The organism is Occallatibacter sp., assembly GCF_049582745.1.
Taxonomy (GTDB): Bacteria; Acidobacteriota; Terriglobia; order Terriglobales; family Acidobacteriaceae; genus Telmatobacter.
Genome location: NZ_JBAUUO010000031.1, coordinates 51,617 through 61,532, shown reverse-complemented (window position 1 = coordinate 61,532; position 9,916 = coordinate 51,617). Strand labels below are relative to the sequence as shown.

The 9,916-nt window shown below is 57.3% G+C and carries 10 protein-coding genes; 6 read left to right on the top strand and 4 right to left on the bottom strand.

Features of this window, described 5'->3' with window-relative positions:
- A partial coding sequence (locus WCA10_RS04000; RefSeq protein WP_472821202.1) for a hypothetical protein occupies positions 1 to 701 on the bottom strand: 701 nt, incomplete at its 3' end.
- Between the two features lie 60 nt (positions 702 to 761).
- Between WCA10_RS04000 and WCA10_RS03995 the strand changes: the two genes are divergently transcribed.
- The 4 genes from WCA10_RS03995 (at position 762) to WCA10_RS03980 (ending at position 3,468) form a co-directional block, all read left to right on the top strand.
- Positions 762 to 992, top strand: coding sequence for a hypothetical protein (locus WCA10_RS03995; protein ID WP_472821201.1), 231 nt, complete (start codon positions 762 to 764; stop codon positions 990 to 992).
- A 101-nt stretch (positions 993 to 1,093) separates the two neighbouring features.
- Positions 1,094 to 1,663 (top strand): hypothetical protein, encoded by a 570-nt coding sequence (locus WCA10_RS03990; RefSeq protein WP_472821200.1) that lies wholly within the window; start codon positions 1,094 to 1,096, stop codon positions 1,661 to 1,663.
- A complete protein-coding gene (locus tag WCA10_RS03985; protein ID WP_472821199.1) occupies positions 1,654 to 2,355 on the top strand; it encodes a hypothetical protein in 702 nt (233 codons plus the stop codon). The genes WCA10_RS03990 and WCA10_RS03985 overlap by 10 nt, the downstream gene beginning before the upstream one ends.
- A gap of 438 nt (positions 2,356 to 2,793) precedes the next feature.
- The gene (locus WCA10_RS03980) at positions 2,794 to 3,468 is read left to right on the top strand and encodes a hypothetical protein (protein ID WP_472821198.1); all 675 of its coding nucleotides are present in this window, start codon (positions 2,794 to 2,796) and stop codon (positions 3,466 to 3,468) included.
- 102 nt (positions 3,469 to 3,570) lie between these two features.
- Here WCA10_RS03980 and WCA10_RS03975 read toward each other — a convergent pair whose 3' ends face one another.
- The 3 genes from WCA10_RS03975 to WCA10_RS03965 form a co-directional block, all read right to left on the bottom strand.
- Positions 3,571 to 4,443 (bottom strand): hypothetical protein, encoded by an 873-nt coding sequence (locus WCA10_RS03975; RefSeq protein WP_472821197.1) that lies wholly within the window; start codon positions 4,441 to 4,443, stop codon positions 3,571 to 3,573.
- Between the two features lie 302 nt (positions 4,444 to 4,745).
- On the bottom strand, positions 4,746 to 6,047 hold the full coding sequence (locus tag WCA10_RS03970; RefSeq protein WP_472821196.1) for a S41 family peptidase: 1,302 nt from the start codon (positions 6,045 to 6,047) through the stop codon (positions 4,746 to 4,748).
- Positions 6,044 to 8,680: a CHAT domain-containing protein gene (locus WCA10_RS03965; protein ID WP_472821195.1), complete on the bottom strand. Its 2,637-nt coding sequence runs from the start codon at positions 8,678 to 8,680 to the stop codon at positions 6,044 to 6,046. Before WCA10_RS03965 ends, WCA10_RS03970 begins: the two co-directional genes overlap by 4 nt.
- Positions 8,681 to 9,079: 399 nt before the next feature.
- On the opposite strand from WCA10_RS03965, the gene WCA10_RS03960 reads away from it, so the two are divergent.
- Together WCA10_RS03960 and WCA10_RS03955 are read left to right on the top strand one after the other, a co-directional pair.
- Positions 9,080 to 9,298 (top strand): hypothetical protein, encoded by a 219-nt coding sequence (locus tag WCA10_RS03960; RefSeq protein ID WP_472821194.1) that lies wholly within the window; start codon positions 9,080 to 9,082, stop codon positions 9,296 to 9,298.
- A gap of 106 nt (positions 9,299 to 9,404) precedes the next feature.
- Entirely contained in the window at positions 9,405 to 9,815 is a 411-nt protein-coding gene (locus tag WCA10_RS03955; RefSeq protein ID WP_472821193.1) for an ATP-binding protein, read from the top strand.
- Positions 9,816 to 9,916: the final 101 nt, after the last annotated feature.

Below are 9,916 nucleotides of genomic sequence, written 5' to 3'. Positions count from 1 at the left end.
GAGCTACCCCTCTCTGCCATCTCGATGCGATACCGCCCGTCCATGTCCGGATCGATCTCATCGCTATCGTCCTCCTCTTCGTTGTCAGTAGCCTGGTCACGTAATGCTGCGAAAGCCGCCCGTTCACGTTTGTCTCGCCGGACGACTAGCAGTTGCTCCCCAACCGTGTGTTTGGGGACGAAGCAGTATTCAACGTAAGCCTCAAATAATGCCTGGTTCCGAATGCCGCGATTCATGAGATCCCCGTGATGGTGCTTGTAAAGGACCTTGAGCGCTTCCGGAGTGATGATGAAGAAACGCCGCTTGCCTTGAGTGGCGACTGAAGCCTGCAGCCAGTTCTGTTGAATCCAGAAGACGACCTCTGCCTTGCGAACATGAAGCGCGCTGGCCAGACTTTCTACCGAGAACAAATCGCATCGGATTTCTCGCAGGCTGAGTTGGTTCCTCCTGAGCATGTTGCGGATCGCCTTTGGTGTTCGATCGATTTTTTTCGCCACCTCTTCGATAGATCGCTTCACCAGTTCCTCCCGGACGATCTCCATTTCTGACTCCGTCCATCGTCGGTGATCCTTCCGCCCCTTGATCCCGTGCTGGATGATCAGGCGCCAGCACGCCTCCTTGGGACGCCCCGTAAGGCGCTGCAGGCGCATAACAAGCTGTTCGAGTTTGTTTCCTGAAAGCACCTTGGCCTGAGCTGCCATGGCCATAGCTTCGGGGCTCCACTCACAGGACCGCTCTGGCAATTTGGGGAGAGTTGCCATATGCGCCTCGATAACCGATCTCCGGTGATTGCCAGGGCAAATTACGTGATTGGGCCTGCGGAACCTCTGGAGGAGTCGCTCTCTCAACGCGAAAGCCATGGCTCACGTCGCAAGCAGAAGCGCGATCCGATTCATCGCGTCGAGGACGCCGTCAAACCCCTGATGTCTCGAAATCTCGTGCGGCTTTCCACGGAGGCTTTGAGGAGCCTCCTACTTACTAAAGGCATCTGAAATGGCATCTTGGGGCACGGCTTTGTGCGGGAAAGAAAAGAAGTTCGCCTATACTACTGTTAAGACGGTGGTTAAATCCCCCCACGGGCAGAAGCTCGCGAATGCCGCCAACAGGTCCTAGCCGGGAAGAGCTGACTTGGAGTTGGGCCTATACGACCGGGCACCCGGCTTCTGATCAGAAATTGGAGGCCGCTGCGAAAGCAGCATGGTCGTACTCTCTCCTGTGCGCACGGACCTACCTGAACGACCTGGATGCCGCGCGCGAATTGATGGAGCACGCTGTCCACAACGCATCCCGGTACATGGCGCGTCATCCAGATGCTCCTCCCGAAAAACTCATCGCCCGTATCAAAAGCATCATTCGCCGCCGGGCGGGACAGCTTTCCGCGAGGCGGAGCCGCGAACTGTCATTTGGGTCGATGCTCGATATGGAATCGCTTCTCGCCGGTGAACTGGAAGCAGAAAAAGGCGTCTTTGCAATTGAATTGCTCTCCCGGATGTCGCCGTTCGCACGGGCCATCGTAAACCGGCGCTGGAACGGATACACCTGGCGAGAGATTGCAGGAGAATTAGAGATGGATCACACGGCGGTCCGTCGTGCATACTTGCGGGAGTTGGAGTCGGTGCTCCAAGGGCTGTCCCGGTCTGGAGATTCCCCGAAATGCGACTGAGCTGGCGCCGGTCGTCCCGCGTGGAGGACCGCTTTGAGAAATGGATCGTGCAGCAGCATCAGCGACGGGTACTCGCGGGGGAAACCACTCCTTCCGGGCCATGTCCGGATGAGGCCTTCCTCCAGGCGCTTACCCGGCGATCGAAGACTATCGCGTTATCAGATCCGCGGATCGATCACGCGGCAACGTGCCCCAGCTGCATGAACCGCCTGCTGGCGCTCCGGCAGGAGCGCCACACGTCAAGACGGACGCTGGCCTGGGCATTTGCGGGCGCAGCGTGCATCATCCTCGTTGTCGGATTCGTTGCATGGTCTCGTTATGAGAGCCAAAAGCAGCAGACACTCGCACAAACCCAGCCGATCCCTGAAACTGTCGATCTCTGGAATGCGGCCACCTATCGCGGCCAGCAACCAGGCCAGTTGCAAGCTGTATTGCTCCCTGCTGCGCGCGTACACCTGACGATCATCCTGCCTCGCTTCAGCGTTGCCGGCCAATACCTAGTAGCAGTCACTCGTGATCAAAACGGAAATGGCGTCGTCGGAGAAGGGACCGCTGCAACCGTCGCCAGCGGAGCACAGCAAAAGATATCCGTTGATCTCGACTTGCAAAGCGTAAAGACAGGTGCATACTTCCTTTCGACCACACACGAGCAGGATCAGACTGCGTACTACTATCCTCTTCAGATCAAATAACGATTCGGTGTCGTCGATGAGCGACTCGGCTGTTCTCGTCAGTTCAGAACGCCTGGGCGGATTGCTTCCGACTAGCCGATCTCGGTACTGAACCGGGTCGGCATCAGCGGTGTTGCGGCGACAGTCCGGAGAACAAGCCTTCAAAGCCCTTTACCGCTGCATCCGGTTGGACGGTTCGTAACGGAGAGGCAGTTTACGCCTACCGGACAAGTGAGGATCGTTCGACCTTTTCAGGTTTGGACCAGCGGCGGACGAGAAAGCGCACCATTGTGAACCGTTGTTTACTTAAAGGTAAAATAGCTATTGGAAAGGTCAATTCCCATGCGCGTTGGAACATGCAAGCTATGCCAGAGGATCGGTGAATTACAGGACAGCCACTTCATGTCGAAAGGGATTTTCGCCCAGCTTCGGACGCCCACTGCGAAGAATCCGCACCCTGTGCTCATGACGCCCCAGGTGTCGGTAATCTCGTCGCAGCAACTCAGGGACTACGCGTTCTGCAGCGATTGCGAGCAGCGCTTCAACCGGAACGGTGAATCGTGGGTGCTCGCGAACATGGCCCGAATGAACGGATTCAAGCTGCAGGACGCGTTGATCCAGGCGGGGCCAGTGGTGGTCCACCCGACGATCGCGCTCTATGCGGGCGCGGCAATTCCATCGATCGACATGGACGCGCTTGTGTACTTCGCGATGAGCATCTTCTGGCGCGCGGCGGTCCAAGAATGGAAGAGCATCGACGGCCTGACCACCCGGCTCGACTTGGACGGGCACGAGGAGGAGATACGAGAGTTCTTGCTGGGCGGTCCGTTCCCTGCAGACGCGGTTGTCATGGTGTCGGTGTGGCCGAACCGGCAGGTGCTGCCAGCAGCGCATACCCCGCGCGAGGGACATCCGGACGGCTTCAAGGCGTTCGACTTCCTGGTCCCTGGCATCGAATTCCGCCTCCTGCTCGGCGCCGGCATTCCCGCCGATCTACGTCAGTTCTGCGCCCAAACAAGTCCGGAGCGGTACGTCGCAGCGACCACGATGTTGGTTGACAAGGTGATGGACACGTTCGCGAGCATGATGAAGACGAGTGTTCCCTCGCAGGTGCTCTTGGAGCGTGTGAAATGAAGGAGTATATCCTCGGCTTCGAATCGCGCGCGTCGGCCGATAAAACGAAGCCTGGGCGCCCGAATGCCAATCAGAGGATTAGGTCAGCTGTTCTCTCGCTTCTCAGATGATGGCAATTACGCCGTCGTGGTCGGGCGAGATTGCAGACTGGAAGGTCTGCTGCAAGGCGTCACGCAGGGCAGATGAAGTCTTGGCATCGGGAATGTCACCAATCTTCTTCCCCATCCTGTCATACACTTCCACCAGAACGTTGCCGTCCATCACTTTCATCAGCAGCGAAGTTGCACCACTTGGCAGTTCCGGCCGGTGGCGTATTCCAATCGCCTGAAGCAGAGCAGACAACCGGGTATATTCCTTTTGTTGTTCTGGTGACGGCACGATCTTTATTCCAGCTTTTACGAACTCCGCTTGCCACGCAGCAACCGCTCTCAGGCAGATCGGCTCGAGGTCTCCAAGCGAGTTGCCGTCCTTGTCAACCACGGTTGCAGTAATTCGCACGTTAGCATCACCATGAGCTTGGATAGGTCCACCGAAGACTGGAATCGTGATTAGCGGTGTTTCTTCCGACGTGGTGACTTTGAATTCTAGGGTTGTATGTGCAGGCTGGAGCCGAGGCGAGAGCCCGGATCTGGAGGGCCGGTTGAGCTCTGCGTGTTTATCCAAGTTCCAGAGGTCGTGAATGATCGCAACGTCACGATCGCTGTTGATCAACTGGTCGCCGGTCTCAGGCTTTCCGTTCTTTCTGCACCACGCATGTAGGTGATCTTTTAGAGATGCGATGTTGCTAACGAGCGTTGAAACCCTGTTCGCTGCCGTCGCTGGCTTCTCGATCTTAGTGAAATCAAGCGTGGCAGCGAACCGCCCCCCAGAATCTACTCTCGCCGGTCTCATCGAGGCCAGCTTCTCCGTGACCCGCATCTCTGCAAGTGCGGCGTATAGCTGCTCTAATTTCTGCTCGATGGTGGTGCTAGACAACTGAGTTTTACCTCCAACCTCGCGGGCCGCCGGTGCCTCGCCTTTGGATACCTGAGAAGGCAGAAGCCTCAATTGGTTTCCCCGCTAATGAGGAGTTTCCGGCGACCGTTGCCCGCACGCGCAGGCTCCCCCGCGTCTCTGGCAGTTGCGAGCGAAAAGACACGGGGGCCTAGTGAGAAAAATACTACTCCCCACAAAAGGGCTTGTCGTCAGTCGTCTGTTTCGCTCTCTCAGTTGATGCCCAATCGCGAAATCACTCTTCAAGATGTTTCCAAGAACGACGACCTTAAAGGCCCAAAGGGTTAACTGGCTTTGATTGTCGATGTCCTTCGAGGCGGTTCGATCGCGTATTCGAGCTGTAGATCCCCGCCGCCCCGTCTAGTTCGCCAATCAAATTCCACGGCCAGATCCGGTTCAATAGGGGTTCCTTCGAGAATGGCACCTTTCCACGTATGGTAAGCGCCTGTTGGCAGTGCAAGGCGGAAACCATTGCCCACCTTGACAGATGTAGCGGAGAGTAGCCGGCCCGCGGTCTTTTCGCCAACGATAAACGCGAGATTATTCTCACGGGCGAAGGCGACGATCATTTCGGCGGCACTTGCCGTATGGCGATTCACGAGCAGCACAATCCGTCCCTGGAACGGCTTCGGGCCCAGTCCTTCGGTTTCGAGGATGATAGGCTTTTTCGCAAGCATCGATGGAGCGAATCGAAGTGCGAGCAGCCATAGATTCTTTGTCGAGACCGGAATTCGGGAGAAGCGAGGGAAGGTGAGCTTTTCGGATTCGATATTGGCATTTGCTCGTCTGCGATCGAGCGCGAAGCCCGCCGGAATCTTGTCAGGAGTGAGCAGGCTCATCACGCGCAGTGCGCCGATTCCGCCGCCCGTGTTCCCGCGCAAGTCGATAATGAGGCGGTCAATGTCGCCCAAACTCGCGATCCCACTGGAAATCTGGTTGGCGACCACAACTCCAACCATGCCGGGAAACATGGCGACTTTCAGGTAGCCTGTGCCGTTTTCGAGGCGTCGCGACTCCACGAGGGTCGGTTCGATGAAATGGAGCTTCTTCCCTTTTGGACGAGCCACATCGACAGACACGGTTTGTTGTTTGTCTTCATTGTCGACAATCACGACACTCGTCTGCTTCCCCATTGGAAAAACTGGATGTTCTGGTGGTACGATTTCACGGCCATCGACGCGGAGCAGGATATTCCCGGGCTCAATGCCGGCAATCGCGGCGGCGCCGCCAGAGTGGACATCCTGAAAGATCCATCGCTTGCCATAATGCGTGTCATCCGCCAGGTACGTTGCGCTGAGCGCTGCGCGGCTCGACGCCCGCCGGGCCGTTCCGTGAAAGAAGCCGAGATGCGACGCATGGAGTTCGGCCAAAAGATCGCTCATGGCCTGCTCAAAGGCATCCCCGGTTGCGGCGGATTCGATGATGGGCCTATGACGAGTCACGGCCGCTTGCCAATCCGCATTGAGTTTTTCGGGCGCGTAGAATCGTTTTTGCAAAGCGGCTAGCACATTCTCAAGAATCGAGTGCCGGTCTTTCTCTGAGAGTTGAACCGGCAACGTGGGCATTGTGGCGGTCGTTGTGGTCATCGACTACTCCTGAGAGTGGGAGTTGATTTCGAATCTCCAAAGAGTGTTGCGGCTGGTTCACCGTCAAGTTCGAATCCGGCCCAGTAGTATGGCGGGAATCCTGATTTCAGCAATTCGAGTTGCGCCTCGCGCAGTGCTTCCGCCTTGCCTTCCCTGAGGCTGAGGTGTCGGTAGAAGGCCATCATAAGTTGCGCTGTAGAACGGTCTTCCATTTCCCAAAGCGTCGAAACCACGCTCTGTGCTCCCGCTTCGATGAATGCATTGACGATGTTGGCAACGCCCTCCTCGCCAACCGGACCGACTCCTGTATCGCACGCCGAAAGCGTTACTAGCTCCGAGTTCAGGGGCAGGGTCCGAATTTCCCGCACCTGGAGCAAGCCATCATCAGCGGGTGAAGATTGGGGCGCAAAAATAAGGGCTGAACGATCGGGAAACTCAGGATCGGCATATCCATGCAGCGCAAGGTGAATGACCTTGTATTCATTGAGCGGAAGCTGCGTGAAGGCGGTTTTCGTCGCGTGATTGCCAAGGAGAATGGTGCTTGGTTTCGGGAGGTCACTCGCAATGGTCTCCACTTCATTGCGACTTTCCGGCAGAGCGACCAGGTTTCGTCTCTCTGGGCCGGATACCGCACGGCGGATGGTGGCAAGTAGCGTGGTCGGGGGAGGCTTGGATACCCAGGCCGCAACTCCGACATATGGCAAATCGTCCTGCATCGTCCGGTTGGCGCGATGCCTGAGGATGTCGAGGACGGTCCCGGAGGGGGCCACTGTCACTAAATGCGTGGTAAGGACGTATTGCCCCAAATTCGCAAGAGCGGAAAAAGGCAGGAGGTGGAGTTTGCCATCCGGCACAATGATCAAATCGTGTTTCGCGCCAATTTCCGGAATGCCGCCAAGCAGCCCATTGTAGAGCTGTTGCGCCAGAGGCATGTCCGTCTTCTTTTGTGTAATCTCGGATCGATACTGAGCCGCCTCCCGCTCCAACTCGGACTTCGGCGGCAGTGTGTAGCGATGAACAGTATTCACTGTCACAGCCAAGGCGTAGGAGTGAGGTTCGCCCAGCACATATTCGACAAGCAGTTCGGAGGGTCGCAGATCGTGTTGCAAGCTGGTGAGCGGAACCGGATTGGGTGGTCGGTCAATGTCCTGGGAATCTGTGCCGAGCTGCAGTTCGGTGGTGTAGATTGAATCGAGAATCCGACCGCGCGCATTCGGGTCGTCGGTGTTGAGCAACTTGAGGTTCAGGCTTGTCAACTCGAGTTCCGCTGCGGTCGGTTGGTGCGGCGCCACGATCTCATGATGCGAGAGGGCCTGTGCTTCCACGCGTCCGCGAGCCCGCTCAATGGCCCGGAATGCTTCGGCCATTCTGCCCTGATCGCTGAGCGAAGCGAAGTATCCGGCATAGACCATGCTCAGATCGCTCAACAATTCGCGCTCGACCATTGGCGTCGGCACCTTGCTCAGGAGCGCATCCAGTAGATCGGCGCTCTTCTCGTAGAGCGCGTTCGATGCCTTCACATCCCCCATCCGCGACAGGATTTCCGCCTTGATTCCCAGATTTCTGGGGACGAAGTACAGTTCATCGGGAATATTCTTGTTGGCCTCGATGGCTTCGTCGATCGCGGATAGAGCTGGCTCGAAAGCGCCCTGATGGATGTACGCCTCGGCAAGTGTCCCGTCCACCTGCGTCAGCCCACGCCAATAGGAGAGCTGCTTCGCATAGCGAACGGCCTGTTCCAGGTCTGCCACAGCCTGGCTCCATTGGCCCATTCGCTCGTATACGCCTGCCCTGGTCTGGTAGAGCTGATAAAGATGCCCCGCAAGATGATAGGCGGAGATTTTCTGCATTTCCTGAGCAGCCAGTGCCAGGGCCTCCTGGTTCCGCCCGAGACCGCTCAACGCCTCGATCTTCGCGTCGACGGCAATCGACGGATATGCGGCTCCGCGAGTCTTTGCGGCAACCCGGATGGCTTCATCGAGCGGTCCGAGGGCCTCTTTGTATTTGTGCAATTCCAACAAACCCGCGCCGTACATGCTCGCGTAGCGGATATGGGCGGCCGGATCGGCAAACTTCGCTACCGTCCACGCCCTGAGCACATCCTTCTTTGCTGTCGCAATATCGCCGAGCAGGAACGCAGCGAATCCCTGCTCGCCGACTGCTCGCGAAGCAAGCAGGAGATGATGCTGCCGGATCGCCAAAGACTCGACCTCCGCCCAAGTCTGGTGCGCCATCGCGGCGTCGTAGTTCGCTTCAAGCATTCCGAGAATGGTTAGAATTCGGAGTCGAGTCTCCGGCTCGCGCGCCTCGGGGAGTTCGAGATCGCGCCGGAGCAATGCAATCTGGCTTGGGATGGAGGTCGAGGATTCGCTGTGCGCCGGCATCTGGCTCACACGCGCGTAAAGTGCCCTCGAAGGCTGATGCCTCTGCTCGAACTCGATTTCTGCTTTTCGGTAGAGAGGCTCCGCGGCGATCCAGCTATTGAGCCAAGACATCTCGTCGGCTCGCTTCAGCAGCGCCTCTGGACGATGAGAATTCAGCCGCCGGACGACTTGATACCCGACAACACTCAGCAGGACGGCTATGAGCAAACCGGTTGCGATGCGAAGGGTGGGGGAAGACGCAATTCGCATAGCGTACCGATCACTTTGGCCTTTATACTGCCAGATTACAGCCGACAGATCAATACGTAGCTCTCTAACCAGTTGTCATTATTAGACTTAGATGCTTCTAGCCGCTCTCACTAATCCGACCAGCAGATATCCAGATTGAAGTTTCGCCTTTTGTTCTCCTATACTGACACTCGTGTTTAATCTTCCGCTAACTCGCCAATGCGATTTCACAATTCGCTGTAAGAAATGCGGTGAAAGCATCCCGGCGCCCGTTGGCACGATGCCGGACACCTGGATTACCGCACAGTGTCCGCTCTGCGGCGAGAAGAGGAACTATCTCCCATCCGAGATCTTCCGAGGGAAGCTCTCGTATCGACTTGGTCCTAAGCCCATGCGATCAGTGGTGCACTGATGGGTGAAATGAAGCGAGCGATTGCGCGAGAGCGGGAGGCTTGGGCGGAGAAGATGCAAGAGCAGACGCGAATGAAGTCGACGCTGGTCATTGCCGCCGCGATCATAGCGGCCGTTCGTCTGGCGCGGGATCCGGATATCAGCCGCCCTTCTCCTCGTCTTACCGCCGTGGTCTCCGAGAGCGTGAGCCTGGCACGGATGATTTTGGATCGAGTAGGCCGACAGTGAGTTGGCGCCGACACATATGCTAACAGGACGATCCATGGCCCTCAGATTGTGTGTTCCATATGAGGCTGGCGGCTAAAGTGCGGGCACCGGTCAGGAGTCGCTATTTATGATGTTGACTGCACCGCACAAGGAAGCAGGTCCCATGCAGACGCTGACTATAGAAGTCACCCAGGACCATATCGACCGCCTCTCAAAAGCGAAGAAACCGGTGCTGGGTATTGCGGAGCTGATCTGGAACAGCGTGGATGCAGACGCCACCGTCGTGGATGTGCGGCTAAATCGCAACAGCCTCGGCAGTCTTGATCGCATCGAGGTCATCGACAACGGACTTGGCATCACAATGGCGGATGCTCAGGAGGGCTTCGGTCATTTGGGCGGTTCCTGGAAACAGCGCGATCACCAGACGAAGCGGAGAAGCGGATCCTTCACGGCAGACAGGGCCAAGGACGCTTTCGCGCTTTTGCCCTGTGCGATCGGGCCGAGTGGGACACGGCATATCTCGTCAATGGCGCGCTGACGGAATACAAAATTATCGGCACAAGCGACGACAAGCGCCGGTTCGTCATTACGGACGAGACGCCGAGCGCCCGCAACGGGACCGGGACGACGGCGACACTC

Bases quoted from the DNA above. Each gene is read 5' to 3' on its own strand.
- WCA10_RS03970 (WP_472821196.1), bottom strand. From the start codon at position 6,047: ATGACCACAACGACCGCCACAATGCCCACGTTGCCGGTTCAACTCTCA.
- WCA10_RS03965 (WP_472821195.1), bottom strand. From the start codon at position 8,680: ATGCGAATTGCGTCTTCCCCCACCCTTCGCATCGCAACCGGTTTGCTC.
- WCA10_RS03990 (WP_472821200.1), top strand. From the start codon at position 1,094: ATGCCGCCAACAGGTCCTAGCCGGGAAGAGCTGACTTGGAGTTGGGCC.
- WCA10_RS03985 (WP_472821199.1), top strand. From the start codon at position 1,654: ATGCGACTGAGCTGGCGCCGGTCGTCCCGCGTGGAGGACCGCTTTGAG.
- WCA10_RS03960 (WP_472821194.1), top strand. From the start codon at position 9,080: ATGAAGCGAGCGATTGCGCGAGAGCGGGAGGCTTGGGCGGAGAAGATG.
- WCA10_RS03955 (WP_472821193.1), top strand. From the start codon at position 9,405: ATGATGTTGACTGCACCGCACAAGGAAGCAGGTCCCATGCAGACGCTG.
- WCA10_RS03995 (WP_472821201.1), top strand. From the start codon at position 762: ATGCGCCTCGATAACCGATCTCCGGTGATTGCCAGGGCAAATTACGTG.